Source organism: Bradyrhizobium sp. AZCC 1588 (genome assembly GCF_036924735.1).
GTDB lineage: Bacteria > Pseudomonadota > Alphaproteobacteria > Rhizobiales > Xanthobacteraceae > Bradyrhizobium.
Genome location: NZ_JAZHSC010000001.1, coordinates 282,708 through 308,143 on the forward strand (window position 1 = coordinate 282,708; position 25,436 = coordinate 308,143).

General features: G+C 63.2%; 24 protein-coding genes. 10 read left to right on the forward strand and 14 right to left on the reverse strand.

All coding sequences use genetic code 11. The annotated features are described in order from the left end of the window. Positions 1-152: 152 nt before the first annotated feature. The 4 genes from V1277_RS01275 (at position 153) to V1277_RS01290 (ending at position 4,937) form a co-directional block, all read left to right on the forward strand. The gene (locus V1277_RS01275; protein ID WP_334414722.1) at positions 153-1,211 is read left to right on the forward strand and encodes a methyltransferase; all 1,059 of its coding nucleotides are present in this window, start codon (positions 153-155) and stop codon (positions 1,209-1,211) included. Beyond that, on the forward strand, positions 1,208-2,386 hold the full coding sequence (gene pobA, locus V1277_RS01280) for a 4-hydroxybenzoate 3-monooxygenase (protein ID WP_334414723.1): 1,179 nt from the start codon (positions 1,208-1,210) through the stop codon (positions 2,384-2,386). Before V1277_RS01275 ends, pobA begins: the two co-directional genes overlap by 4 nt. 258 nt (positions 2,387-2,644) lie before the next feature. Beyond that, positions 2,645-2,896, forward strand: a complete 252-nt coding sequence (locus tag V1277_RS01285; RefSeq protein ID WP_334414724.1) for a hypothetical protein — start codon at positions 2,645-2,647, stop codon at positions 2,894-2,896. Between the two features lie 502 nt (positions 2,897-3,398). After that, entirely contained in the window at positions 3,399-4,937 is a 1,539-nt protein-coding gene (locus V1277_RS01290; protein ID WP_334420257.1) for an amidase, read from the forward strand. Between the two features lie 125 nt (positions 4,938-5,062). Here V1277_RS01290 and V1277_RS01295 read toward each other — a convergent pair whose 3' ends face one another. The 5 genes from V1277_RS01295 to V1277_RS01315 form a co-directional block, all read right to left on the reverse strand. Further along, a complete protein-coding gene (locus tag V1277_RS01295; protein WP_334420258.1) occupies positions 5,063-6,610 on the reverse strand; it encodes an FAD-binding oxidoreductase in 1,548 nt (515 codons plus the stop codon). 95 nt (positions 6,611-6,705) lie between these two features. Then, complete coding sequence (locus tag V1277_RS01300; RefSeq protein ID WP_334414725.1) at positions 6,706-7,446, reverse strand: protein-L-isoaspartate(D-aspartate) O-methyltransferase; 741 nt, start codon at positions 7,444-7,446, stop codon at positions 6,706-6,708. Positions 7,447-7,605: 159 nt separating this feature from the next. Continuing rightward, complete coding sequence (locus V1277_RS01305) at positions 7,606-8,424, reverse strand: hypothetical protein (protein ID WP_334414726.1); 819 nt, start codon at positions 8,422-8,424, stop codon at positions 7,606-7,608. 222 nt (positions 8,425-8,646) lie between these two features. Continuing rightward, positions 8,647-9,891, reverse strand: a complete 1,245-nt coding sequence (ftsZ, locus tag V1277_RS01310; RefSeq protein WP_334374631.1) for a cell division protein FtsZ — start codon at positions 9,889-9,891, stop codon at positions 8,647-8,649. Between the two features lie 48 nt (positions 9,892-9,939). Continuing rightward, on the reverse strand, positions 9,940-10,446 hold the full coding sequence (locus V1277_RS01315) for a hypothetical protein (RefSeq protein WP_334374630.1): 507 nt from the start codon (positions 10,444-10,446) through the stop codon (positions 9,940-9,942). Between the two features lie 242 nt (positions 10,447-10,688). On the opposite strand from V1277_RS01315, the gene V1277_RS01320 reads away from it, so the two are divergent. From V1277_RS01320 to V1277_RS01330, 3 genes are all read left to right on the forward strand, one after another. Continuing rightward, entirely contained in the window at positions 10,689-10,898 is a 210-nt protein-coding gene (locus tag V1277_RS01320; RefSeq protein WP_028349009.1) for a hypothetical protein, read from the forward strand. A 195-nt stretch (positions 10,899-11,093) separates the two neighbouring features. Then, the gene (locus V1277_RS01325) at positions 11,094-11,444 is read left to right on the forward strand and encodes a cupin domain-containing protein (protein WP_334374629.1); all 351 of its coding nucleotides are present in this window, start codon (positions 11,094-11,096) and stop codon (positions 11,442-11,444) included. A 170-nt stretch (positions 11,445-11,614) separates the two neighbouring features. Continuing rightward, positions 11,615-12,076 carry a VOC family protein gene (locus tag V1277_RS01330; RefSeq protein ID WP_334414727.1) on the forward strand — a complete coding sequence of 154 codons (462 nt, stop codon included), beginning with the start codon at positions 11,615-11,617 and terminating at the stop codon, positions 12,074-12,076. 126 nt (positions 12,077-12,202) lie between these two features. Here V1277_RS01330 and V1277_RS01335 read toward each other — a convergent pair whose 3' ends face one another. Further along, complete coding sequence (locus V1277_RS01335) at positions 12,203-13,735, reverse strand: acyl-CoA carboxylase subunit beta (RefSeq protein ID WP_334414728.1); 1,533 nt, start codon at positions 13,733-13,735, stop codon at positions 12,203-12,205. 132 nt (positions 13,736-13,867) lie between these two features. Between V1277_RS01335 and V1277_RS01340 the strand changes: the two genes are divergently transcribed. Then, positions 13,868-14,275: a DUF4260 domain-containing protein gene (locus V1277_RS01340; protein WP_334414729.1), complete on the forward strand. Its 408-nt coding sequence runs from the start codon at positions 13,868-13,870 to the stop codon at positions 14,273-14,275. Between the two features lie 12 nt (positions 14,276-14,287). Here V1277_RS01340 and V1277_RS01345 read toward each other — a convergent pair whose 3' ends face one another. Then, positions 14,288-15,658, reverse strand: coding sequence for a serine hydrolase (locus V1277_RS01345; RefSeq protein ID WP_334414730.1), 1,371 nt, complete (start codon positions 15,656-15,658; stop codon positions 14,288-14,290). A gap of 227 nt (positions 15,659-15,885) precedes the next feature. Between V1277_RS01345 and V1277_RS01350 the strand changes: the two genes are divergently transcribed. Further along, the gene (locus V1277_RS01350) at positions 15,886-16,350 is read left to right on the forward strand and encodes a hypothetical protein (RefSeq protein ID WP_334377111.1); all 465 of its coding nucleotides are present in this window, start codon (positions 15,886-15,888) and stop codon (positions 16,348-16,350) included. 26 nt (positions 16,351-16,376) lie between these two features. Here V1277_RS01350 and V1277_RS01355 read toward each other — a convergent pair whose 3' ends face one another. The 7 genes from V1277_RS01355 to V1277_RS01385 form a co-directional block, all read right to left on the reverse strand. Beyond that, positions 16,377-17,750, reverse strand: coding sequence for a serine hydrolase (locus tag V1277_RS01355; protein ID WP_334414731.1), 1,374 nt, complete (start codon positions 17,748-17,750; stop codon positions 16,377-16,379). Positions 17,751-17,828: 78 nt separating this feature from the next. Continuing rightward, a complete protein-coding gene (locus V1277_RS01360) occupies positions 17,829-18,647 on the reverse strand; it encodes a penicillin-binding transpeptidase domain-containing protein (RefSeq protein ID WP_334414732.1) in 819 nt (272 codons plus the stop codon). 78 nt (positions 18,648-18,725) lie between these two features. Next, on the reverse strand, positions 18,726-18,992 hold the full coding sequence (locus tag V1277_RS01365; protein ID WP_028349018.1) for an EscU/YscU/HrcU family type III secretion system export apparatus switch protein: 267 nt from the start codon (positions 18,990-18,992) through the stop codon (positions 18,726-18,728). Further along, on the reverse strand, positions 18,989-20,575 hold the full coding sequence (gene fliK / locus V1277_RS01370) for a flagellar hook-length control protein FliK (protein WP_334414733.1): 1,587 nt from the start codon (positions 20,573-20,575) through the stop codon (positions 18,989-18,991). The genes V1277_RS01365 and fliK overlap by 4 nt, the downstream gene beginning before the upstream one ends. Before the next feature lie 72 nt (positions 20,576-20,647). After that, entirely contained in the window at positions 20,648-21,421 is a 774-nt protein-coding gene (locus V1277_RS01375; protein WP_334414734.1) for an ATP12 family chaperone protein, read from the reverse strand. 309 nt (positions 21,422-21,730) lie between these two features. Further along, on the reverse strand, positions 21,731-22,957 hold the full coding sequence (locus tag V1277_RS01380) for an amidohydrolase family protein (protein ID WP_334414735.1): 1,227 nt from the start codon (positions 22,955-22,957) through the stop codon (positions 21,731-21,733). A gap of 116 nt (positions 22,958-23,073) precedes the next feature. After that, positions 23,074-24,279, reverse strand: a complete 1,206-nt coding sequence (locus V1277_RS01385) for an RluA family pseudouridine synthase (protein ID WP_334414736.1) — start codon at positions 24,277-24,279, stop codon at positions 23,074-23,076. A gap of 129 nt (positions 24,280-24,408) precedes the next feature. On the opposite strand from V1277_RS01385, the gene V1277_RS01390 reads away from it, so the two are divergent. Then, the gene (locus V1277_RS01390; protein WP_334414737.1) at positions 24,409-25,353 is read left to right on the forward strand and encodes an alpha/beta hydrolase; all 945 of its coding nucleotides are present in this window, start codon (positions 24,409-24,411) and stop codon (positions 25,351-25,353) included. Positions 25,354-25,436: the final 83 nt, after the last annotated feature.

Here is a 25,436-nt window from a genome sequence, read left to right on the forward strand (position 1 = left end):
GAGGACGAGAGATGTCCGCGGAATTGGACTGGCCGAGAATCCATGAATTGGCACTTTTACCAGCCCCGTAATTTCTTACGATACTAGGATGGCAATGTTCGCCAACACGGTCATGCAAGCCACGGTCGTAGTCTGGAACATGGGAGGCCGAAATGCCTCGAACAAAAACTCTTGCCGCCACGCCGGAGCTTCCTTCCGCCGTCCCGCTGATGGCGCTTTCGACCGGTTTCTGGGCCTTCAAGACTCTGGCCGCTGCGCACGAGTTGGACCTCTTCAGCCGCCTTGCGGGCGGCGCCGGCATCACGGTTGCCGGGCTGGCGGAAGCGCTCGGTCTGCATCCACGTCCGGCCGAGATGCTGTTGACCGGTTGCGCTGCACTCGGGCTTCTGGAGAAGACGGACGGCCATTATCGCAATACGCCGTTAAGCGAAGCCTATCTCGTGCGCGGGAAGCCGTATTACTTCGGTGGCTTCGTGCAGATGGCCGACAAGCGACTCTACGCGGGCTGGGGAAGGCTTACAGAGGCGCTGCGCACGAACCGGCCAACCACGTGGGACCCGGCAGTGCAATCCTCCATGTTCGACGGCGAGGATCCGACGGTGCTGGCACTCTTCTGGGAGGCGATGCATTCGCTTTCCACGATGACCGCGCGCAAGCTCGGCGAAGCGGTGGATTTCGGACATTTCCGCCGCCTCCTGGACATCGGCGGCGGATCGGGCGCGTACGACATCGAGCTTTGCAAACAGTATGGGGCGCTGCGTGCGACCGTGTTTGACTTGCCGCATGTGGCCGCGATCGCCGCGGGAAAGATTGCCGAGGCCGGCTTGACCGACCGGATAGAGACTGCAGGCGGCAGCTTCTTCGAGCAGCTTCCCGGGGATCACGACGTGCATCTCCTGTCGATGATCCTGCACGATTGGGACGAGGCGAAGAATCGCGCCCTGCTGCGCCGGTCCTTCGAGGCTTTGCCGAGCGGCGGCGCCGTCGTCATCAGCGAGCTTCTCGTCAATGACGAAAAGACCGGACCGGCGCCGGCCGCGCTGATGAGCCTCAACATGCTGATCGAGACGGAAGGACGAAACTACACGCCGGCCGAATATTCGACGTGGCTCGAGGAAGCCGGATTCCGGCACATCGAGACGGTCTGGTCCGACGCACCCGCCGCGAATGGCACCGTGATCGGCCGCAAGGGAGGCCTCATGCGGCGATGACGCGAACGCAGGTTGCCATCATCGGCGGCGGTCCCGCCGGTCTACTGCTCTCCCACATGCTCGCCCGCAACGGCGTCGACAGCATCGTGCTGGAGCGGCAGAGCCGCGGCCATGTGCTCGAGCGCATCCGCGCCGGGGTGCTGGAAGCGGGAACGATCGAACTCTTGCGCGAGGTCGGCCTCGGCGCGCGCATGGATCGGGAGGGACGTGTCCATGACGGCTCGGGCATCGCGTGGGAAGGCAAGCCGCACTTCTTCATCGACACCCGCAAGTTCACCGGCCGACCGATGATGTGCTATGGCCAGACCGCGATCACCGAGGATCTCTATGCCGCGCGCGACGCGGCTGGCGGCGTCGTGATCGATGACGCGGCAAACGTCGCGCTGCACGAGCTGACGTCGGACCGCCCGCACGTGACCTACGAAAAGGGCGGGCAGACCCGCCGGATCGATTGCGACTATGTCGCTGGCTGCGACGGCCACCATGGCGTGAGCCGGCAATCGATCCCGGCGTCGGTGCTGCGCACGTTCGCGCGCGGCTATCCGTTCGGCTGGCTCGGCATCATGTCGGAGACGCCGCCTTATCCGGAGATCTGCTATTGCTATCATTCGCGCGGCTTCGCGCTCGCCTCGCAGCGCAGCCCGATGCTGAGCCGCTACTACATCCAGTGCGATCTCGACGCCCGCATCGAGGACTGGCCGGACGACCGCTTCTGGGAGGAATTGAAGGCGCGCTGCCCGAAGGACATGGCCGACAGCATCGTGACCGGTCCCTCGATCGAGAAATCGATCGCGCCGCTACGGAGCTTTGTCGCCGAGCCGATGCGCTATGGTCGCCTGTTTCTGGCGGGCGACGCAGCGCACATTGTCCCTCCCACAGGAGCGAAAGGTCTCAACCTCGCGGTCTCCGACGTGTTCTACCTCTCGCGCGCGTTGACCGAGGCCTTGAAGGCCGGCCGCACCCACTATCTCGACGGCTATTCCGATATGGCGCTGCGCCGGGTGTGGAGCGCCGAGCGCATGTCGTGGTGGCTGACCACGTTGATCCACCAGTTCCCTAATGAAGCGCCGTTCGACCGGCGCATGCGCGAGAACCAGTTCGATTACCTTCTTGCGTCGGAGCGTGCGCAGGCATCGCTCGCCGAGCAGTATGTCGGCCTGCCATTTGAGAGCTGATGCCGCGAGCGCTACGCTTCGCTGCCGCGATCGCTCGCAGCGCCTTATCGGCAGCGGGGCCCGCACGAACTCTGGAATCGAAGGACACTGGCAACTCGTTGATTCCAGTGTGGCTTGGTTCAGAAGTCCGTATGTCCGACTCGCCGCGAGAATGGTGCGGACTTCTGAACCGCCACACTAGTGATGCACACGAAGCCTGTTGACCACGTGCAGAAGAACAGCCGTCTTATGCGACTGCCGGCCGCATCTAGGAGTCTGGTGACCGGACTGATCGCCGCAGCCTCGACCGCCTTGATCCTCTCCAGCACCCGGGCACCTGCGCAGGAGGTGAAGGTCGGCGTTCAGTTGCCTTATACCGGCGTGGGCGCGGAGAACGCGCAGCAAATCGATCGAGGTCTTCAGCTCTACCTCAAGCTCAACCCCGACAATCGGCCTACAACGCACGGCGAGTTGTTTGCGAGATGGTGCCGATGTCTGCTTTGGGGCCAGGAAGCGACATCGCGCGCGTAGCTTGACCTTGCGTGTGTCGCGACGGTCGAGTGCTCTGCAACATGGCTCACGAGTGCGGCGACAGCCACAAGCTCTTGAAGATCGCCGCTGGCTGCACGATAATCTGCCTGTCGGACAGCGCGTCGCTCCGTAGTCGCGCGTGGATGCTGGAGGCATCCGGTAGCGGTCTTAGCTCCGCACATGTTCACTTCCCGATCTCATGCGGCTGCTGCGCCGCAGCCCTGTCCGGATGCAAAAGCTCATTGGGATGTTGCAGCTTGGCACGCCGGCCGCAGCGTCGGCAGCCTCCGTTTAGTGACCGTCGGGGCCACTGACCCCGTCGGTCCCGACACTTCAGAGCGAGCGGGGAATCGAGAAGTCAACCCATTGGTCGAAGGAGGGATATGCTATGAGAGCATCGCCAAACTATTCGCGCCGTCGCTTCCTTCATGCCGGCACGGCCGGGGTAACGGCAACCGTCGTCGCCGCGACGACGTCCGTTCGAGCGGCCGCCGCGGCGAGCATGCAAGCGTCACCCCCGACGGCGACGGCGCCGCGAATTCTGCGCAAGCCACCGCTGCCTGAACTGGAGCGCGTCGCCAAATCCTACAACTTGAATCTCAGCCGCGACGATCTGACGTCGTTCCGCAACCTTATGGACGGTGTGCTCGCGTCATACCGTCGCCTGGACCAGTTCGCGGAGCCGGCATTGGTGGTGAAGTACCCGCGAGACGCGGGGTTCCGTCCACCTGCATCGGACAATCGGCTCAACGCCTGGTACTGGAGATGCTCGATCAAGGGCGCAACGTCGGGACCTCTGGCGGGCAAGAAAATCGCCATCAAAGACAATGTGTGCGTCGCCGGCATCCCGATGATGAACGGTTCCAACGTGCTGGAGGGTTACGTCCCCGATGTGGACGCGACCATTGTGACCCGCATCCTCGATGCCGGTGGGGAGATCGTCGGCAAAGCCGTGTGTGAGCATCTTTGCTTCTCCGGTGGCAGCCATACCTCCGACACCGGGCCCGTGCTTAACCCGCACGACCCGAAGCGATCTGCCGGAGGCTCCTCCAGTGGCAGCGCGGCGCTCGTCGTCGCTGGCGAGTGCGACATGGCCATCGGGGGCGACCAGGGCGGGTCGATCCGAATTCCCAGCTCTTTCTGCGGAGCAGTTGGCCACAAGCCCACTCACGGGCTTGTACCATACACGGGCGTCTTCCCGATTGAATTGACACTCGATCATACCGGGCCCATTGCCCGCACCGCCGGTGATGCCGCCCAGCTTCTCGAGGTGCTCGCTGGATTCGATGGCTTCGACCCACGCCAACCGGCGGGACTGCGTACGGAAGCCTATACCAAGCAGCTCAGCGGACACGCCCGCGGCTTGCGAATCGGGATGGTCAAGGAAGGGTTTGGCTGGCCTAATTCCGAGCCCGATGTCGACGCCATGGTGCGCGAGGCGGCGCAGCGCCTGACCCGAGCGGGGGCAACCGTGACCGAGCTATCGATCCCTCTCCACCGCGACGGCATCCATATCTGGAACGCCATTGCCGTTGAGGGCGCCACGATGCTGATGGTCGCGGGCAACAGCATGGGAACCAACTGGAAAGGGCACTACACAACTTCCCTTCTGGACTTCTACGGCCGGAGCCGGCGGGTGCGCGCCAACGACCTTTCGGAGACCGTCAAGCTTGTCATCCTGCTGGGCCAGTACATGCAGGACAATTACCAGGGCCGCTACTACGCCAAGGCCCAAAACCTCGCGCGCGTGCTCCGCGCCGCCTATGATGAGGCGCTCAGCGGCGTCGATCTCCTGCTCATGCCGACATTACCCTTGAAAGCTACGCTGCTCCCAGCCCCGGACGCGAGCCGCGAGGACTACGTTGCGCGGGCACTCGAAATGATTTCCAACACTTGCCCGTTCGACGTCACCGGCCATCCGGCCGCCACGGTTCCGGCTGGCATGTCTGCTGGGCTCCCTGTCGGCATGATGCTGATCGGACGCCATTGGGAGGACGGCACCGTGCTGCGTGCCGCTGACGCCTTCCAGGTCGTCGGATAGCCGCCAGTAACGAATTGCCGGCTAAGGCGACACCAGCGTCCTGGCTTCGGAAAAAGGAGGCCCGCGAGAAGTCTGACGCGAGCCTCTGCCGTTTCTCCATGTTTTTGTTGGCGCGTCGATCAGCCCTAGGGATCGATGAGCACTCCAGGGTTGAGCATGCCTTGCGGATCGAGCTCTCTTTTTGCGGCCCGAAGCGCGGCCGCGAAAAGCTCCGGGCGCTGACGATCGTACCAGGGACGATGATCACGGCCAACAGCGTGATGATGCGTGATCGTACCGCCCGCCTCAATCAGCGCATCGCTGGCCGCATTCTTGATTGCCTGCCACTGTTCCAGCAGAGCACCGTGGCGGCCGAGCGCATGGAAAGAGAAATACGGCGCGGGGCCGTCCGGATAGACATGAGTGAAGCGGCATGTGACCTCGCCCTTTACGCCAGTCGCCTCAAGGATCGCATCCTCCGTCGCCGCCTTCACCTTGTCGTGGAAACTTTCGAACCGCTCCCAGGTGATGGCGGTCTCAAAGGTGTCGTTGATGATGCCGGCCGGCGTCAGAAACTCGCGCGCATAGGGCATACGAATAAATGCGTTGCGCCAGATTCCTGCCGCACCTTCGAGATGAGCATCGCCGGCCTTTGACGCCTCCGGTATCCCACCATAGTCGGCGCAGCATTCGAGCGCGCGTGCCATCCAGGCATCCGGCGAATGATCGCCCGATTCAAAGCCGAGCACCATAATCGCGACGGTGCCGTCGGCAGCCCCGGTGTTGAATGCCTCTTGCGCGTCAAGGATGCGGCAGTTCGATGGATAGAGGCCGGCCTGTGCGATCGCGCGCAGCGCGCGGGCGGCACCGAAGAACGAGTCGAAACGAACCGATGCGCCAGCACGGAATTTCGGGCGCGGCTGCAATCGCATCCAGGCGCGCGAAATCACGCCGAGCGTTCCTTCGGAGCCTATGAACATGCGGTCGGGGCTCGGTCCGGCACCCGATCCCGGCAGGCGACGCGTTTCCATTATGCCGCGCGGCGTCACGACACGCAGGCTTTCAACGAAATCGTCGATGTGCGTGTAGAGACTGGCGAAATGACCGCCCGACCGCGTCGCGATCCAGCCGCCAAGGGTTGAATACGCGAAACTCTGCGGAAAATGACGCAACGTGACGCCATACGGCTTAAGCTGGTTCTCCAGCGATGGACCAAAGGCACCTCCTTCGATCAGTGCGGCGCGCGATATCTGATCCACCTCAACGACCTTGCCGAGATTGCGTAAGTCCAGTGTGACGGCCGCCTTGTAGCTGATACCGTCAACGCGCGGCTCGACACCACCGCAAACGCTCGAGCCGCCCCCGAACGGCGTAAGCGACGCCCTGACACCACCGGCCCAGTCCATGACAGCGGCAATCTCTGCTTCGTTGCTGGGATAGGCGACCACGTCGGGCGCGCTATCGTAATCGCCGAGCATGGCTCGCACGTAGTCTGGATAGGATTTGCCGTAGGCGTGCGCGACGCGGTCGTATCGGTCGCTCGTGCAATAAGCGGCAAGTGAGGCCGGTGCTACCACGCGCGGCGCGCGCAATGTCAGGTCCTCCAGACGCGGGACGACTTTTGTCTCAAATGCATCGCGCGCAAATTTTTCGCTGTAGCGGCCGAGCACAAAGGCCTGCTCCTCGGCAGTCATGCCTTCGTCTTCGCGTCCCCAGCCGTAATGTTTCAGCCTTGCACCGCTCACGGCCTCCTCCCTGCTTTTTTCTATCTGAGCCGCTGTACCGGCTCTTAATCTTTTGAACGCGTAAAGGGCACAAAGCGCACGAGGGCAACGGCGCGCGTCGTCGTCTTGTCGGGGGCGACTTTCTCGACGACCGTGAGTTGCTGACTGGTGTAGGCGGATCCCACCGGCATGACGAGACGGCCACCCACTTTAAGCTGCTCGATCAGCGGCAGCGGCACCTCGCCAAGTGCCGCGGTGACGACGATGCCGTCAAATGGACCGCATTCGGGCCAGCCAGCATAGCCATCGCCCGCCCTTACGCTCACATTGTCATATGCGCGCTCTTTGAGTGTTTTCGCGGCGGCCTCGGCCAATGACGGGACGATCTCGATGGTGCAGACCTTGCGCGCCAGATGCGCAAGGATGGCGGCCTGATAGCCCGACCCCGTACCGACTTCGAGCACGACATGATCGGGCGCGACCCCGGCCAACTCCGTCATCAAGGCCACGATGAACGGCTGCGATATGGTCTGGCCGTGGCCGATCGAAGCCGGCCTGTCTGCATATGCAATGGAGCAGGAACGCTCAGGGATGAACAGATGGCGCTTCGTTCGCGCCATGGCCTCAAGAACTCTCTCGGAGAGGCCCTGTTGTCCCAAAACACTGGCATGGGAACGACGGGCGTAGGCCCGGACGGATTCGACCATGGCCGCGCGTTCGCGGTCGCATTCCACTTCCTGTGCCGTCGCCTCCCGCGCGACGACAACCAGGGACAGAACGAGCAGCAGCAAGATCTTCATGATCATGCGGCCATCCAAAATCGAAGGCACCGTCCGCTATCTAGGATCGAAGCCCCGGTGGAACAAGTTGTCTAGTCCCTGGGCAGAGTGAACATACTCTGCCCGAGTTCGTCCCTGTCCCTTCTGCCGGCAGCAGGACAAGCCTTCGGCCAGCGCCGGCGAAAACTATTGTTGTCCGGACTGCAACTGCATCGGCGCTCGCGCTTGCACTCTGGCTTGTGTCGGCGGAGGCGTCGACACGGGCTTACGCGAAGAGCCGGCAATCGGCGGTGGCGGATTGGCTGATGTCGTCGCTGCTGCTTTGGGCCGCGGCTGTTGCGCGGAGGCGTTCGCGATCACGTGCGCCAATTGCTCCTGGTTTGCCTTGAGTTGCTGGGCGGTGCTGGCATTTTCGCGGACCAATTCTTCCTGGCCAGCCTTGAGCTGTTCGATCTCCTGCTGCACGTTGGCGAGATCACGCGCCATCGTTTGAAGCAACTGTGTCACCTCGGGAGAGACCGGGGCGGCTGCTGCGTCTTGCGGTGCGGCCTGGGCCGGAGGTGGCAATGGCGAAACCAAAGCATCCGCCGCAGCGACCTGAACGGTAGGCTCGCTCTGCTGGGCGGCGAGCTTCGGTGTTTCCGATGGCAACGACGAAGCCGGAGCAAGCTGCGGTACCCACGGGGCGATCATCAGCCTCGCCGCCTCGCCATAAGATTGCGAAGCGAAAGCAGCGATACAGATGCCCGCTGTCAACAGTAGACCGACAAAGCCGCGCAGCGCCGGCCTGCCGCGCGATGGCTGACGAAGCTTGTCAACGGGCTTTTTCTCCAGCCTGGAAATCTGTTCATTGACAAGCGCGAGCGCTTCATCCGCGCGGGCGATCTTTTCATAAGCATGCGCGAGCCGTTCATCGGCGCGCGCGACCAGCTCGATGTCTTGCGTGGACAGTCCCGGATTAACATCGCGTGGATCGGTTTGCCTGGTATTTACCGCGGTATCCATGAGCGCCTCCTGCCCGGTTTGCGATCACCTGAATGGACGGTCGTCGGATTTTAGACACTCCCTACCGCCGTTTTGACCAAAGCAAGGCTGGAGAATGGAAAGTATAGGACCGATTTTGGGCATGAGACCTTCAGGCACCGCCCGGATGCCATCAACGATGGACCTGTTGAAGTTGCGTCGCAGCCATCTACTACCTTGACGCGAGCTGGTCTTTATGGCGGGTCAGTTGGCCTTGCTGCCCAGGAAAGCCGGGATATCCAGAACCTTTTCCTCGATCGGAGCGCGCGCGGGAGAAGCGCGACCGTGGGGATCGAGGCGCTGCGGTGCCGCATGCCGCGCCTGTTGGGCGATCGGCGGCCGCGCTTCGAGGTGGCGCGGCGGCGGGATGAGCGAGGGCGGGTTGGCGAATTGCGGCGGCACGTTACGCTCGGCGATGCGACGCCGGTCGTTGCTCAGCCTGCCGGCGAGGTCCGTGAGCAGGCCTTCCGCGGCTTGCGTCTGGCCTGTCGCGTCGAGATTGTCGATGCCAGTGGCCACGACCGAAACGCGGACGATGCCTTCGAGGGTGGCATCGAAGGTCGCGCCGACGATGATGTTGGCGTCCTGATCGGCCTCGTCGCGAATGCGGGTGGCGGCTTCGTCCACCTCGAACAGCGTCAGATCCCTGCCGCCGGTAATGGAAACGATCAGGCCGCTGGCACGCTTGATCGAGGGATTCTCGATCAACGGGTTGGAAATCGCAGCTACCGCAGCGTTGAGCACGCGCTTGTCGCCGGAGGCTTCGCCCCTGCCCATCATGGCCTTGCCCTTCTCGCGCATGACCGAGAGGACGTCGGCGAAATCGAGATTGATCAGGCCTTCCTTGACGATGAGGTCGCTGATGCAGGCCACGCCCGAATAAAGCACCTGGTCGGCCATCGCGAAGGCATCGGCAAAGGAGGTCTTCTCGTTGGCCACCCGGAACAGGTTCTGGTTCGGGATGATCAGGAGGGTGTCCACCGCCTTCAAGAGTTCCGCTATGCCGGCTTCGGCATAGCGCATGCGGCGTTGGCCCTCGAACTGGAACGGCTTGGTGACGACGCCGATGGTGAGAATGCCGAGTTCACGCGCGGTCCTGGCGATGACGGGCGCGGCTCCGGTGCCGGTTCCGCCGCCCATGCCGGCGGTGATGAACACCATGTGCGCGCCGGTCAGATGATCACGGATCTCGTCGATGGCCTCTTCCGCCGCGGCACGGCCGATATCGGGCTGGGCACCGGCGCCAAGGCCTCCGGTTACCTGCGTGCCCATCTGGATGACGCGCCTGGCCTTCGAACTGGTGAGCGCCTGGGCGTCGGTATTGGCGACGATGAATTCGACGCCTTCAAGCCCCGCGTCGATCATGTTGTTGACGGCATTGCCGCCGGCACCTCCCACCCCGAACACGATAATGCGCGCCCTCAACTCGCGAATATCGGTGCCACCCATTTTTGCCCCACGGTTGCTCCGCCAAACCGCGGAATAGGAAGAGATTTGTTACCCACGAGCAGCCTTGCGGTCTGCTTCCACCAAGCTCGCAGCCAGATGCCCCACCCGGCGCGCAGAATGTCCGTGATTCTCGTCAGAACTGCTAGTTCGGAGAGCGGTCCGAAGAGCTGCCACCTCCCCCTCGAGCCGCGCCGTCGCCTCCCTGGCGGCGGTGGTTTCAGCAGTCGCCTGCAGCAGCTCAGCGATCAGGTGATCGGCGCGCTGGCGTTCGTGCTCGAAATCTGCGCGGTGATCGGCTGCCCTGGCCTCCAACTGCGCGACCTCGGCCTGCAGCGTTACGATGAGTGCCCTCAACTGAGCGGCCTCGCCCGCCCGGTGACCACCCGGTGGCTGTGGCGTATGCCTGACTTCAGCGAGATCGACGCTCACCAGCGCCTTCCCATCCTCGGAAAGCGAGCGCGGCAATCGGAGCCGCCTGGCAAGCGAACGGGCGGCCACTGCCGAGATGTTCAGGCGGGCGCCCAGGGCTGCATAGGTCAGAATCTCAACGGACATCGGCTGTTCTCCTCGAACGAACCGCACTGGAATCGTCTGATGATGACCGGATAGTCCCCTTAAGTTAGAGGCTCTATGGTTAACAAACGGTTAAGGGACGGCCAGGTGCCGACTTGAGCGTGCCGCGGCCGCCACTTTGCTCGGCCGGGGTGGTGAATCCCACCGGGGTTGGGGTGATGCAAGCTGTGCGAGATCAACGGGTTGCGGTATATTCCGCCCATCGCGGCTGAGGCGCGATAGAGATGGATGACGAACAGCTTGCTGACCTGCACCGATTCCTGGCCGACTACCACCGAAGACTCGCCAAGGAAGCGGTGCTCGACGTCGTGCAACAATATCACTCCGACCTTGCGCAACGGCTCGCCGACGAAGCCGCGCTGATCCCAAGACGAACGGCGATCGCGCAACGGCTGCGTGAGGGTGAGCAGCGCATAAGGGACGACAAGGAGTGACCGCAGTGTAGGATGGGTGGAGCGAAGCGATACCCATCAAATCCTGCCGTCGATGCATCATGATGGGTATCGCTGCGCTCCACCCATCCTACGCTCGCGGCGACCTCCCCTGACGGTTTCGCGAACGGCAGAGCAAGGCTATCATTTGCGCGGCATCACTGGGCGATGGGGGCGCATGATCCGAAGGAGGCCGTCGTGAACCAGCCGCAGCCCGTCAAGGACGCCAGCCACCTTTACGAAGTCGAGCGTCGTGCGGAGCACGCCGCGCGCCCCGGCTTTCGCATCATGGAGTTACAGCTCTCTGCAACCCAGAAAGTGCCGTGGCACACCCACACCAATGTCTCCGATACTTTTTACGTTCTGGAAGGCCGGATGAGGCTGTTCCTGCAGGATCCCAAAGAGGAAGTGAATTTGAGCCCCGGCGAAGTCTATGTCGTCAGGCCCACGCGACCGCATCTGGTGACCAACGGGAGTACGAAGTCGCTCACCTTCCTGGTTCTGCAAGGGGTCGGCGAATACGATTTTGTTCCGCTGGTGCCGGGTTAGCTTCGTCGGCTAGGGGAACCTGGCAGCGGACACACGTTGACGCGACCACCAGTGCGCGGAACGCAGCCGCCACACTTTGCTCAAAGACCGGATCGACAATCGCCGGCAAAACAACAAGCGGGCTGGGCCGTTCTGCATGGATCAAGTCCATCAAACCAGAGGAGATAGCCATGGCAACACAGGTAAAGCCGGTTCCCAAGGGATTTCACACCGTGACGCCTTATCTCGTCGTCGATGGGGCGGAGAAGGTCATTCGCTTCATGAAAGATGCCTTCGGAGCCGAACCGGTATTCGAGCCGATGACGCGGCCCGACGGCAAGGTCATGCATGCGGAGTTCAAAATCGGAGATTCCATCGTGATGATTTCCGACTCCTCGGAGCGTGCACAGGCAACATCCACCATGCTGTATCTCTACGTACCCAACGTCGATGCCGTTTATCAGAAGGCGCTCAAGGCCGGCGCGACATCGTTGATGGAGCCCGCGGATCAATTTTATGGCGACCGCAGTGGCGGCGTGAAGGACCCGGCCGGCAATAGCTGGCACATCGGCACCCATATCGAGGACGTATCGCCGGCAGAACTCAAGAAGCGCGCGACGGAGTTCATGAAGCAGCAGCACAAGGCGGCGTAGGCGAACTTGTGAGCTTCGCAGCAAGCTTCGAAGGGTGGGTTAGCACAGCGTAACCCACCGAAGTCTCGATGCGCGGTTGGTGCGGCCGGTGGGTTACGGCTTCGCTAACCCACTCTACAGCACCTGTTACAACGGCAAATTGTCGTGCTTCTTCGCGGGCATCTCGACCTTCTTGTCCCTCAGCATCGCCAGCGCCCGGGCGATCCGCTTCCGCGTCGAATGCGGCATGATGACGTCGTCGATGTAGCCGCGTTCGGCGGCGATGAAGGGGGACAGGAAGCGATCCTCGTATTCCTTGGTGCGCTTGGCGATCGCTTCGGGGTCGCTCATGTCGGCGCGGAAGATGATTTCGACGGCGCCCTTGGCGCCCATCACGGCGATCTGCGCGGTGGGCCAGGCGTAGTTCATGTCGGCACCGATTTCCTTGGACGCCATCACGTCGAAGGCACCGCCATAGGCTTTGCGGGTGATGACGGTGACGAGCGGCACCGTGCATTGCGAGTACGCAAACAACAGTTTTGCGCCGTGCTTGATCAGGCCGCCATACTCCTGCGCGGTGCCCGGCAGGAAGCCCGGCACGTCGACAAACGTCACGATCGGGATGTTGAAGGCGTCGCAGAAGCGGACGAAGCGCGCGGCCTTCCGCGATGCATCGCTATCGAGCACGCCGGCCAGCACCATCGGCTGATTGGCGACGAAGCCGACGGTGCGGCCGGCGATGCGGCCGAAGCCGGTGACGATGTTTTTCGCGAACGCTTCCGAGATTTCGAAAAAGTCGCCCTCGTCCACCACTTTGAGGATCAGCTCCTTCATGTCGTAGGGCTTGTTGGGATTGTCAGGGATCAGCGTATCCAGCGACATGTCCACGCGGCCGATGTCGTCAAAACTCGGCCATTCCGGCACGCCGTCGGTGTTGTTGGACGGCAGGAAGTCGATCAGCCGGCGCATCTGCAACAGCGTCTCGACGTCGTTCTCGAACGCGCCGTCGGCGATCGAGGAGCGCGTCGCGTGCACCGAGGCGCCACCGAGTTCTTCTGCCGTCACCACCTCGTTGGTGACGGTCTTCACCACATCGGGGCCGGTGACGAACATGTAGCTGGTGTTCTTCACCATGAAGATGAAATCGGTCATCGCCGGCGAATAGACGTCGCCGCCGGCGCAGGGGCCCATAATGACCGAGATCTGCGGGATCACGCCCGAGGCGATGACGTTGCGGCGGAACACGTAGGAATAGCCTGCGAGGGCCGCCACGCCTTCCTGGATGCGCGCGCCGCCGGCGTCATAGAGGCCGATGATCGGCGCCCTCGCCTTCATCGCCATGTCCTGCAGCTTTGTAATTTTCAGCGCGTGGGTTTCCGACAGCGAGCCGCCGAACACGGTAAAATCCTTGGCGAACACAAAGGTCTTGCGGCCGTTGACGGTGCCCCAGCCGGTGACGACGCCGTCGCCCGGCACTTTCGTCTTCTCCATGCCGAATTCGGTCGAGCGGTGCTCGACGAACATGTCGAATTCCTCGAACGAGCCCTTGTCGAGCAGAAGCTCGATGCGCTCGCGGGCGGTCAACTTTCCGCGAGCGTGCTGCGCCTCGATGCGCTTCTCGCCGCCGCCGAGCTTGGCGCCGGCGCGCCGTTCTTCGAGGGTGTCCAGGATGTCCTTCATGCTGCTTCCGCCCGCCTTTTGAGTAACGATTTGAAGGCCTTCTAGCACGGCCTTTCAGAAGCGGAAACATCCCTGCCTCTGGTACCGCCGCCCCACGGCGCCTATATGCGCATCCTGACCATGGGGACCGGAATGACCGATACCGCAAGCGCCGACGCCTCGGGCGCCGTTACAGGGGGTGTGCGAACGGTGCTGCGGCTGGAGGGATTAGCGCTCTTTATCGGTATGACGCTGCTTTATTATATCTGGGACGGATCGTGGTGGGTCTACGCCCTGCTGTTCTTCGTGCCGGACCTCAGTTTTGCCGCCTATCTGGGAGGACCGCGAACCGGGGCCTTCGTCTACAACGCCGCGCACAGCTACCTCGCGCCGATGGCGATCATGACGACCGGATTTGCCACCGCCGCACCGCTCACGCTCTCGATTGCCATGATCTGGCTGGCCCATATCGGCTTAGATCGCGCGCTGGGCTACGGGCTGAAATACACCACCGGTTTTGGCTTCACGCATCTGGGGCGGATCGGGAAGTCTCCGAATTGACGTTGGATCAGGCTAAGGCAGCCGCTTGCCCGGCAGATGCTTGCCATTCTGATGCAGCGTCAGCGACGACACCACGCCACCCTCTGGCCGCGCGAAGGTGATCTGGGCACCGGGCACGCGACTGAAAAACTCGGTCTCGCTCTCGGCGAAGGCCTCGAGTTCTTCCTGACCTGTCCCCTGCACGAACAGCCGCGCGCCTTCTGCACGCACCGTCAGGATGAAGTTCGGTGACACCTCGTAACGTCCGGCATAGGCCGCAAGCACCGCCGGATCAACCGGCACCTCGCGGCGAATTTTTGCGAGCGGGTATGCCGCATTGATGAGATGCATGCCAAGCGCGATATTCGGGTTATAATCGGCTGCATTGGAGAGCACGATGCAGTTTCGCCGGGTCATGGTCGAGTAGCCGATGAAGGTTGCATAACCGCCGGTGCCGCCACTCTTCCAAATCAGTTCATCGCCGAACCGCGACGAAATGAACCAACCCAGCGCCACGTCACGCTCTTCCATCATTGGACGACGTTCGGAAAGCGTCATCTTCAGCGCGGAAGCGACCGGCCCTTCAACAGGATTCATGCACATCCGCAAGAATTTCATCAGATCATTCGCCGTCGAACGGAACGCGCCGGCGCCGGCAAACGCCGAATAATCCCAGTTCGCGACCGGTGCCAGCACGGCGCTGTGGCCACGCGCCAGACGTTGCCGCATCGAATTCGAAAGCGTGATGCGCGTATCCTCCATGCCGAGCGGCGCGCAAATCCGCGAAACCACCAGCTCCTCGTAGCTCTTGCCGGCACGCCGTTCGAGGATGCGGCCGAGCAGGCCGAAACCGAGATTGGCGTATTCGTAGTGCTTGCCCGGCTTGTGGGCGAGCTTGTGGTTCGAGAGAAAGTCGTAGAGGCGCTCGGAGGTGTAGTCGATGTAAGGATTGCTCCAATCCTTCGGCGCGAAATTCGACGGCCGCGGCAGGCCCGACGTGAAGGTCGCAAGGTCCATCAGCGTGATCGGCGCGCCCTCGAAATCGGGCATCCTGACGCTGGGGGGCAGATATTTCGCCGCAGGATCATCCGGTGCAAGTTCGCCGCGCAGCACCATGTCGGCAAACAGGAGCGCCGTGAACACCTTCGTGATCGAGCCGACCTCGAACACCGTGTCGCCATCGAGCGGGCGATTGTCGGGGGAGCCGGATTGACCATACGCCGTGATGCTATGCCGGTCGCCGTCGAGGAAAGCGGCAACGAGGCCCATCGTTTCACGCCCGACATCCGCCCTCTCCTTGAGGATGGCGGCAACATCCAGCCCCGGTGGCATCTGGGCCCAACCCCAATCCGGCCAAAGCGAAAACGCCAAGCCTCCTGATAGCACCGAGCGACGATGCGGCATGCACTATCCCCCTGGTAGCCATGGCAAGCTAGTACAACTTGCTCCCGCGCACCAGTCGATCGGGTGCGACCGCCAATCCAATCGCCCGGACATCGGAGAGGCATTGCTGCGATCTCGCAACGGAACCTCGCCACACATTGTGCCGGTTCAGGAACCGCGAACCCATTGATGGCGTTGATTGCCAAACCGAAGGAGCCATCAAGATGTCTGGATATAATTTCGCACGAATGGCCTTAGTGGCCACATCGTTATGTCTGACCGGCAGCGCGGCGCTGGCCGCACCCGTCTCGCCCTTCACCGCCATGGCGGGCACATGGTCAGGCGGCGGCGTACTCAGCACGAGTGACGGACAACGCGAGCAATTGCGCTGCCGCGCGTCGTACGACGTCACCGGAAGGGGCGACCAGCTTCAACTCAATCTGAGGTGCGCGAGCCAGAGTTACAATTTCGATCTCGCAAGCGAGGTCGAATACCGGGGCGGCGCGATTTCGGGCTCATGGAGCGAAGCGAGCCGCAACGCTTCCGGAACGCTTACCGGCCGCGCCGCCGGCGATCATGTCGAGGCTGCCGCCCGAGGCGACAACTTTTCGGCCCATCTGTCGCTGACGACACGTGGCGGCAAGCAGACGGTGTCGATCCAGCCCCAGGGCACGAACGTCACGTCAGTCTCGCTGGCGCTCAACCGGCGTTAGACGCGAGCTGGATTGCAACGAAGACACTACGGCACGCGACGTCCCGGCCGATCGCGTCCGTTCTGATGCAATGTCAGCGAACGCGCCTGGCCGTCTTCGGCAGGATCAAAGGTGATCTGGGCGTCGACCACGCGATAGAAGAAATTCCGCTCGCTCTCGGCGAACACCTCGTATTCCAACTGCCTCGTGGCCTGGATAAACAGCCGGCCGCCGTCGGCGCGGACGGTCAGCACAAAATCCGGCGTCAATTCGTAACGCCCGACATAGGTTGCGAGAATTTGCGGATCGACCGCCACTTCGCGGCGAAGTTTTGGGAGCGGGTATGCTGCGTTGATGAGATGCGTGGCTAGCGCGGTATTGGCGCCGTAGGCGGCCGCATTGGAAAGCAGAATGCAGTTTCGCCGGGTTTTGGTCGAATAGCCGATGAAGGTTGCATAGCCACCGGTGCCGCCATCCTTCCAGACCAGCTCATCGCCGAACCGTGACGCGACGAACCAGCCCAGCGCCACGTCACGCTCCTTCGCCCTTGGACGACGCTCGGAAAGCGTCATCTTCAGCGCGGCGGCAATCGGCGTGTCGGTGGGATCCATGCACATGGCAAGAAACTTCATCAGGTCGTTCGCCGTCGAGCGAAGCGCGCCGGTGCCGGCGAACGCCGAAAAATCCCAGTTCGCAACGGGCGTCAAACCGGCGCTGTGACCACGCGCCAGACGTTGCTGCATCGAGCTCGAGAGCGTGATGCGCGTGTCGTCCATGCCGAGCGGCGCGCAGATGCGCGAGACGACAAGCTCCTCGTAGCTTTTGCCCGCGCGCCGCTCCAGAATGTGGCCCAGCAGGCCGAAGCCGAGATTGGCGTATTCGTAGTGCTTGCCCGGCTTGAAGCCGAGCTTGTGGTTCGAGAGATAGTCGTAGAGCCGCTCGGTCGTGTAATCGATGTATGGGTTGTTCGGATCTTTCGGCGCAAAATTGGAGGGCATCCGCGGCAGGCCCGATGTGTAGGTCGCAAGGTCAAGGAGAGTGATCGGCGCACCCTCGAAATCCGGCACCTTGACGCTATCAGGTAGATATTTGGCCGCGGGGTCATCCGGTGCGACCTCCCCGCGCAAGACCATGTCGGCAAACAACAGCGCGGTGAACACCTTGGTGATCGAGCCGATCTCGAAAACCGTGTCAGCGTCGAGCGGGCGATTGTTTGCCGAATCGGATTGCCCGTACACTGTGACGCTGCGCCTGTCACCGTCGAGGAAGGCGGCAACAAGACCCAGCGTGTCACGCCCGACATCCACCCTCTCCTTGAGGATGGCGGCAATATCCTGCTCCGCTGGCGTCTGCGCCCAGCCCCAGGCTGGTCGAAGCGAAAGCGCCAGGCCTCCCAGCAACACCGAGCGACGATCCGGCATGCACACCCCCTCTGGTAGTCAGGGCATGCTAGTTCAACTCGCCCCCGCGCACCAGCAAGGCCGGCGCAGATCAGCCCATCAAATCGCAACGATATCAGCGAGGCATTGCTGCACGACCGTCATGCGGGCGGCGATGTGGCTTTGCTCCTTGCAGTCCATGTTCATGGCGAACACCGTCTGCTGGCTGCCCTTCTCGGCCCAACCGACCATCCAGCCCAAGGACGGCTTGCCCGCTTCCGCGCCCAGCAAGCCGCTCTTGGCGCGGATGGTGGTGTCGCCGACCTTCGTCACGGGGAGGATGTCGCGCGTCAATTCCTGGCTGCGCTTGGAGACCGGCAGCACGCCGCGCCGCAGCCGATCGACGAAATCGATCTGCTGCACCGGGTCGATGCGCAGATTGCCGGTCAGCCAGAACTGATCGATGCCGCCGCCGATGTCGCGATTGCCATAGTCGAACAGGTCGACATATTTCTGCATGCGCTCCAGCCCGATGCGGCGCGCGATCTCCTGATACACCGGCACCGCTGAAGCCGCGATCGCCGAACGCAGCGTGTGATCCTTGTTCCAGGGCTCGATGCTGCGCGTCACGCCGTCCCACTTGAAGACGTCCTTGTCGGGGTCCTCGACCACACCGGTCTCCATTGCGATGATCGAATTCGCAATCTTGAACGTCGAGGCCGGCAGCCTGCCCTCGCCCGAGCGCACCTTGTCGCTGGCGATGATGAGGTAATCATCCACTTTGTAGCCAACGAAGGTGCCGGTCGTGCCGAGATCGAAAAAGCGCTTGGACAGATCGTCACGAAACTCGCTGCGCTGATAGGAGACATTGGCAAGGGCGCGCGCGGGCAACAGCGTGGTCGCGGCAAGCAGGCTGAGCGCATGACGACGATTGATCACGAGGATATCCGAACTGGTTGAGGAATGCCGACGATGCGGATGGCATCGTGGAAAAACTATGACATTAGCAGGGACTGATCAGCGGATCCGTCCCGACAGCCGCAGCACGAAGATCAGCACTTCGGCGACCGCCTTGTAGAGCTCCGGCGGAATTTCATCGCCGATCTCGACATGGGACAACGCGCCCGCCAGCACCTCGTTCTCCTCGATCGGGATATCGTGTTCCCGGGCGAGCTCGATGATCTTGGCACCGATGACGCCCTTGCCCTTCGCCACGACCCGCGGCGCGCCGGTCTTGTCATAATGCAGCGCGACCGCAAGCTTGCTTCTGGTTTCGACGCTCATAGCGCGCGGTCCAGAAAATGACCGGCACGGGCGGCGGGCGCGGCCTGCGGCGGCGCGCCGTCGCGGATCACGATATCGCCGGGCTGCAATTCGGCTCGGCTGAGCGCCTCACTCAGTTGCGACGTCCCGGCGCGCAGTTGCTCTGCGGTCGCGGGCCGTTCCGCCCAGATCCGCACCGAGGTTTTGTCGCCGGTCAGCGATATCAGCGCGTGAACCGGACCGGCCGGCTCGACATCGAGGGAAAATCGCGCGCGCCACACCCGCTTCACCGCCTCGACGGCCTCGCTGCCGCCATCGCGGGAAATCTCGAACTGCGCCATCGCGGTGCCCTGCGGCGTCACGAAGGGAATTTCGAAACTCCAGCGTGGCGCCGTGACGTCGGCTTTTGGCCCCGTCTCGATGCGATCCGGCAAGGACGCGACCTGCAGCAGCGTCTGCCGCGCGATGGCGGCATCGGTATCATCGAGCAGATGGTGCGCGGTCGCCTCGAGCGGCGCATGCGGCGCGATGGTGGGCGAAGCGATCGGCTGTGCGGCCGGCAGCCCGCCGCGGATGGGCGGCGGCGGGGTGTTGGTATGGAAGGTGACGTCGCTGCCCCGAACGTCTTTCGGCGTGGCTGTGGCACCCCGAACTGGAACGCCGAGTTCCTGCAGCGCTTCCTGCAGCAGGTTCAGCGTAGCACCGGCATCAGGCGGGGCGGCCAGCGGGCCTCGGGCGGCATGGAGCGGCAGCGCGAGATTTTCGGCTGCAAGCAATCGCGCCTGCGGCAGCAGGTTTTCCGGCAGATCGACGTTGGGCGACAAGGACGGCGCAAGGCTCGCGGCGGCCTGTGGTGGCGCAGCTTGTTGGGCCCCAGCCGGTGTCGCCGCCGGCGCGGCCGTCGAATTGACGCCGAGCGCCGACTGCAGCGTCTGACGCAGCACGATCAGCGCGGCCTTGAGATCGGGTACGCCGCTTGGAGGAACTGAGCCCGACGCTAGCGAGGCTTCGAGGAATATTCCGGACTTCTGGAACGCCGTCTTGATGTCGGCGCCGTCGAGGTTCTGATCGAGACTGGTCTGTTGCGCCAGCACCTGCGCGATCGCCGCTTGCAATTTCGGCGGCAGATTGCTGGAGGAAGCCGCCGCGCGCAGATTGGCAAACAACGGCGCCAGGCTATCCTGCTCGGTAACCGCCGCTTGGGCGGCGGCGGAGACGGCCGCGCGCTCCAGCGGCGTCAGCACGTTCTTCGCCGACACGATGGCCGGTCGATTGACGGCGGCATCGGCCAGCGCATCGGGCGACAAGGTGACGGCGTCGGCGGATGCCCCGGCGGCATCACTGCCCTGCCCGACCACGGCCAGGCGGATGCCGTCCTTGGTCTGCGATACCGCAAGCTGCAGGTTCTGGCCTTGCTGCAGCGGAATTTCCGTGGCCACGTCGATCGAGAGGCTGGCGATCGCAATGCGCACCAGATCGGCCGATAGCACTTTCAGGACCTGGGCGTTGACCACGCTACCCGGCCGCAGCACGAGTTCAGGCGCAATGCCGCCAGCTTCTTGGGCGGCAAGCACCGGCAGAACGGGATTGATCGAATTCGCCATGTCTTGAGGTCTCGGCCAGGGTGGGAAGGCTACCCCGCCGCCGTAAACCTCTCCTTAACCGGCAGCGGGCGCTCAGGCCTTCAGGGCGTCCAGAATGGTCACCGCGGCCTGGAAATCGACCAGCCGGGCGGCCCGGCGAGCCGCCACCTCCTCGTCCACGCCCCATTTCTCGGCGTTCCAGTCATCATCGACATGGGCGGCCGCCCAAACCTGGTCGGAATCGAGGGCCCCGCGCAGCAACGCCAACGCCAGTAGCGCGGAGCCTGTCAACGTCGTCACCACATGCAGCGCCGCCACGGCCCAAGGGTCGGCCGGAAACACGTTACGGGCGGCCTTGATCGCCTGCTCCGGCTGGGTGACATGCACGATCCCCTCCGACAGGATGAAATGGGCCCCGAGCTCGTTCGCGGCCCATGACAGCACCGGGTCCCAATGCGCGGCTTCCCGCGCGACCAGCGCCTCGGGATGGCCGGCGCGGTAGAACAGCAAGTCGGAGCCGAGGTATTTTGCAACATCGTCGGCCACGGCATCGACGCGATCGGCGACCTCGGCGACAGAATTGGCGAAGCGCGTCAGCGGCATGGTCAGGGGATCGATGGTCTCGCCTTGCGCATTCCATTCGGCGGCGATGTGGTCGGCGATGGCGCTCGCCGGCGCTATGACCTGGCGGCCGGAAGGCGTGCGGATCGGCTTGCCATCCAGCGTCACGGCAAACCCGCCATCGGCCGGTGCTATGCCAGCTTCGTTGTAGATGCGCTTGCGCTGGGGCGCGCGCGTGGCGCGGCGCACTGCTTCCGTCGGATCGAGCGGAGACTGCCCGGCAACTTCATCGAATAGTTCGCGCATGCGGCTTCCAGCAGGTCGGTGATAATCCAGTCCCGACAATACGATGCCGGTGGATGCAAATAAAGGCGATGAGGAGGTTGCGGCGGCAAGCTGCGATGCCGGTTCCGCTAGCCGGGTCGCTGAGCCCCCCTTATGCCCGGTTCCGTTCGCCGGAATCGCCCGTTCGCCACATCAGTCTCCATCGGCGTCATTCCGGGGCGCGACGAAGTCGCGAGCCCGGAATCCATTTGGCCGCGCGCACATGGATAGATGGATTCCGGGCTCGCGCTGCGCGCGCCCCGGAATGACGGAGAGAGGCTGGTTGTCAGCTCACGGCTTCTGATAGATCACCTTTCCCGCCCGAATCGTGTAGGCGACCTTGGCGAGATTGGTGACGTCGGCGAGTGGATCGCCGTCAAGCACCACGAGATCGGCGTCGAATTCTTTCTCGACCCGCCCCTTCTTCGCCGCCTTGAAATATTGCGCGGGATTGGTCGTCAGCGACGCCAGGATCTGGCGTTCCGACAGCGCGCGATGCATCAGCTCATACTCGAGCGTGGTGTCGTAATAGGTGGTGAAGCCGACATCGGTGCCGAACAGGACCGGGCCGCCATTGTCGGAGAACGCCTTGACTTGAGCGACAGTCGTCGCGATGAGGCGCGCAGCGATATCGGGCGCAACGGGAAGTTTTGCGAACAGCGACAGCGTCGGAACCAGGGCAATGCGCTGCTGCTTGAATCGCGCGAGCTGCTCGGGCGAATAGACCGGCCCGCCGGCCACCGTGTGCGCCATGATGTCGACGCCAGCCGCAATGACGGCGTCGACGCCCGTCATGTTTTGCGGATGGGCAAACACCGGCTTGCCCGCAGCATGCGCCACATCGACTGCCGCCTTGGCGATGCCGGGGTCCATGTTCACGACCGGCTTGCCGGTGCCCTTGAAGGAGCCGGTGAACAGTTTCACGCCGTCGAGACCGAAGCCCATAAAGGTACGTGCCCATTGCGCAGCCTCCTCGGGCGTCGAAGCCATGGGTAGTTTCATCTCGGCCGGGAGATAGGCGGGATGGCCGTCCCTGGGGAAGATGCTGCCAGTCGTATAAATATCCGGGCCCGGCACCTCGCCGGAGTTGACCCGGCGGCGCAGCGCGAGCGTATCTCTTCCGTCTGAACCGATATCCCAGACGGTCGTAAAGCCCCAGCGCGTCAGCATCTCGCGCATATGCTCTTGCAACGGCGCGGCCGGAACGGAGTCCGCATTCCTCCATACGGCTTGCGTGAAATGGACGTGGCTGTTCCAGAAACCGGCGACCACGGTCTTGCCGTTGCAATCGATGACGCGCGCATCGGAGGGAACTTGCACCTCGCTGCGGTTTCCGACTGCGGCGATGGCGCCAATGGCGGTGAGAACCACGGCATCGGCAAGCGGCGCAGCGTCGGGCGAAGCGTAGACACTGCCGCCGACGAGAGCGAGCATCTGCGCACGGGCAGAACCAGGTGCGCCGGACGCTCCCATCACAGCGAAAAAGCAAAACGCGAGCCGAACCAGATTTCCGTTCATGCACGATCCCCCTGCACCTGACGGCCTGATGTTAGGACCGTCCGCATCGCACAATATCAAATCAGCGTGTTTTTGCGTTTGACAGTTATTGCGCCAGCCAGTGCGTTGCGTGGCTGCTACTCCTCCGGCGCGTTCTCGATCGGATCGAACCGATCATGCTCGAGTCCGAGCAGATTCCAGGATTGCAGCATGTGCGGCGGCAGTGGCGCGCTGACATCGATCACGCCGCCGCGCGGATGTGGGATCACGAGCCGTCGCGCCAGCAGATGCAGGCGGTTCTGCAGGCCGCCCGGCAGGTCCCAGTTCTCCTTGTTGAAATATTTGGGATCGCCGACGATGGCGTGATCGATATGCGCCATGTGGGCGCGCAACTGGTGGGTTCGCCCGGTGACCGGCTTCAGCGACACCCAGGCGAGTTTCTGCGCCGAGGTCTCGACCACGGCGTAATACGTCACCGCGTGGCTGGCGCCCTCGTCGCCATGTTTTGCGACCCGCATGATGCTGTCCTCCTCGCTCTCCTCCTTGGCGAGATAGGTCGAGATGCGGCCCTGCTTCGGCTTCGGCACGCCCGCCACCAGCGCCCAGTAAATCTTGCGCGCGGAGCGGTGGCGGAATGACCCCGTCAGGGCGGTGGCGGCGAAGCGCGTCTTGGCGACCAGCAGACAGCCCGACGTTTCCCTGTCGAGCCGATGCACCAGCCGCGGCTTCTGCCCCTTGGCGTCGCGCATCACTTCCAGCATCTGGTCGACATTGCGCGTGATGCCGGAGCCGCCCTGCACCGCCAGCCCCGCCGGCTTGTTCAACACGAGGACGTCGGCGTCCTCGAACAGCGTCATCTCCTTCAGCGCCTGCAGCGTCTTGGTCGCGGCTTCGGAGAGCGGACCTGCGCCCTTCGGCGCATCGAGCCGCAGCGGCGGAATGCGAACGCTCTGGCCTTCTTCCAGCCGGTCTTTGCTGTCGGCGCGCTTGCCGTTGACGCGCAATTCGCCCTTCCGGACGATGCGCTGGATGTGGGAGAACGACAGGCCGGGAAAGCGCGCCTCGAGGAAGCGGTCGACGCGCATGTTATTTTCGTCCGCGGTGACGACGACGGTCTGAACCTTGGTCGGTAGCGGCGGCGGCTCGGCGACAACCTTCGCGGGCTCCGCCACGAACGGCGCCGGCTTCTCCCGGCGCGGCTCGGCAAGCCGCGCAGGCTTGCCGCCGGGACGGTTGCCCTGCGGCCGGTCGCCAGGCTTCTTGCTGCGGAAGGGCGTGGCTCCCTTGGGACGGTCGCCTGGCGTGCGCGACTTGGCTAGCGGTTTTCGGTCGCGGCGGCTCATCTGGTTTCGGCTCCAAGGGGTAGATCGTTGCCTAGCGCAAATGCAGCGAATCGTCACGGTGAATTCGGTGCCAATCCAGCGCCGGATCGGCCAAACTAGGCCAATTTCGACGATGCGTGGGAAGCCCGGATGGCCCTATCAAGAATGGCTTTGGTCGTTGTGGCCGCAATGTTGGCGAACGCGGCCGAAGCGCAGCGGAGCCCGATGCCGGAGCATATCGCGCGGACACTGTTGGAACTCGGCCGCGTCATCGATCCGCCGAAGACCGCAGAACTCTACGCGCCGCTGCAGGAAAAAGAGCCGTATCAAGGCGTCAAGGTCGAGCGGGACGTCAAATACGGTCCGGCCGATCGCAATCTGCTCGATATCTTTGTGCCGGAAACAGCGGCGTCAGCCCGGCCGGTATTGATCTTTGTCCATGGCGGCGCCTTCGTCGGCGGCAACAAGCGGAGAACACCGACCAGCCCCTTCTACGACAACGTCATGCTGTGGGCGGCAAAGAACGGCTTTATCGGCGTCAACGTCACCTATCGCCTCGCGCCACTGTCACCCTGGCCGGCGGGCGCCGAGGATCTCGCCACCGCGCTCAATTGGGTCACTGACACGATTGGCGAGCGCGGCGGCAATCCCACGCGCATCTATCTGATGGGGCACTCCGCAGGCGCGGTTCACGTTGCGACCTATGTCTCGCATCCCGAACTTCACAAGATCAAAGGCGGCGGCCTCGCGGGGGCGATCATGATCTCGGGCATCTACGACCTGACCGCGACGCCGCTCGCCGAGACGCAGCGGGCCTATTTCGGCACCGATCCCGCACGCTACGCCGAACAATCCTCGTTGAAGGGTTTGGCGACAACGGAGATCCCGCTGATGCTCGCAGCCGCCGAACTGGACCCGGCAGGCTTCGTGCTGCAATTCGATCTGGCGAAGCAGGCGAGTTGCAAACGCGCCGGCGGATGCGCACGCGCTATCCTGTTGCCGCAGCACAGTCACATGTCGGAGGTGTATTCGATCAACACTGCCGACACGCGCCTGACCGATCAGATCCTGGACTTTGTCACGACAGGGAAATAGCCCGCGGTGCTAGTCGATCCTCGGAAATGCTTGACTCCATATTTTGGACTGCATACTATAAAAAATGTAGTAAATTGGGTTTC

Bases quoted from the DNA above. Each gene is read 5' to 3' on its own strand.
- V1277_RS01320 (WP_028349009.1), top strand. From the start codon at position 10,689: ATGGATGACGAACAGCTTGCTGACCTGCACCGATTCCTGGCCGACTAC.
- V1277_RS01355 (WP_334414731.1), bottom strand. From the start codon at position 17,750: ATGCCGGATCGTCGCTCGGTGTTGCTGGGAGGCCTGGCGCTTTCGCTT.
- V1277_RS01375 (WP_334414734.1), bottom strand. From the start codon at position 21,421: ATGCGCGAACTATTCGATGAAGTTGCCGGGCAGTCTCCGCTCGATCCG.
- ftsZ (WP_334374631.1), bottom strand. From the start codon at position 9,891: ATGGGTGGCACCGATATTCGCGAGTTGAGGGCGCGCATTATCGTGTTC.
- V1277_RS01295 (WP_334420258.1), bottom strand. From the start codon at position 6,610: ATGACTGCCGAGGAGCAGGCCTTTGTGCTCGGCCGCTACAGCGAAAAA.
- V1277_RS01275 (WP_334414722.1), top strand. From the start codon at position 153: ATGCCTCGAACAAAAACTCTTGCCGCCACGCCGGAGCTTCCTTCCGCC.
- V1277_RS01390 (WP_334414737.1), top strand. From the start codon at position 24,409: ATGGCCCTATCAAGAATGGCTTTGGTCGTTGTGGCCGCAATGTTGGCG.
- pobA (WP_334414723.1), top strand. From the start codon at position 1,208: ATGACGCGAACGCAGGTTGCCATCATCGGCGGCGGTCCCGCCGGTCTA.
- V1277_RS01350 (WP_334377111.1), top strand. From the start codon at position 15,886: ATGGCCTTAGTGGCCACATCGTTATGTCTGACCGGCAGCGCGGCGCTG.
- V1277_RS01290 (WP_334420257.1), top strand. From the start codon at position 3,399: ATGCAAGCGTCACCCCCGACGGCGACGGCGCCGCGAATTCTGCGCAAG.
- V1277_RS01300 (WP_334414725.1), bottom strand. From the start codon at position 7,446: ATGATCATGAAGATCTTGCTGCTGCTCGTTCTGTCCCTGGTTGTCGTC.
- V1277_RS01385 (WP_334414736.1), bottom strand. From the start codon at position 24,279: ATGAGCCGCCGCGACCGAAAACCGCTAGCCAAGTCGCGCACGCCAGGC.
- V1277_RS01365 (WP_028349018.1), bottom strand. From the start codon at position 18,992: ATGAGCGTCGAAACCAGAAGCAAGCTTGCGGTCGCGCTGCATTATGAC.
- V1277_RS01340 (WP_334414729.1), top strand. From the start codon at position 13,868: ATGACCGATACCGCAAGCGCCGACGCCTCGGGCGCCGTTACAGGGGGT.
- V1277_RS01345 (WP_334414730.1), bottom strand. From the start codon at position 15,658: ATGCCGCATCGTCGCTCGGTGCTATCAGGAGGCTTGGCGTTTTCGCTT.
- V1277_RS01305 (WP_334414726.1), bottom strand. From the start codon at position 8,424: ATGGATACCGCGGTAAATACCAGGCAAACCGATCCACGCGATGTTAAT.
- V1277_RS01330 (WP_334414727.1), top strand. From the start codon at position 11,615: ATGGCAACACAGGTAAAGCCGGTTCCCAAGGGATTTCACACCGTGACG.
- fliK (WP_334414733.1), bottom strand. From the start codon at position 20,575: ATGGCGAATTCGATCAATCCCGTTCTGCCGGTGCTTGCCGCCCAAGAA.
- V1277_RS01315 (WP_334374630.1), bottom strand. From the start codon at position 10,446: ATGTCCGTTGAGATTCTGACCTATGCAGCCCTGGGCGCCCGCCTGAAC.
- V1277_RS01380 (WP_334414735.1), bottom strand. From the start codon at position 22,957: ATGAACGGAAATCTGGTTCGGCTCGCGTTTTGCTTTTTCGCTGTGATG.
- V1277_RS01335 (WP_334414728.1), bottom strand. From the start codon at position 13,735: ATGAAGGACATCCTGGACACCCTCGAAGAACGGCGCGCCGGCGCCAAG.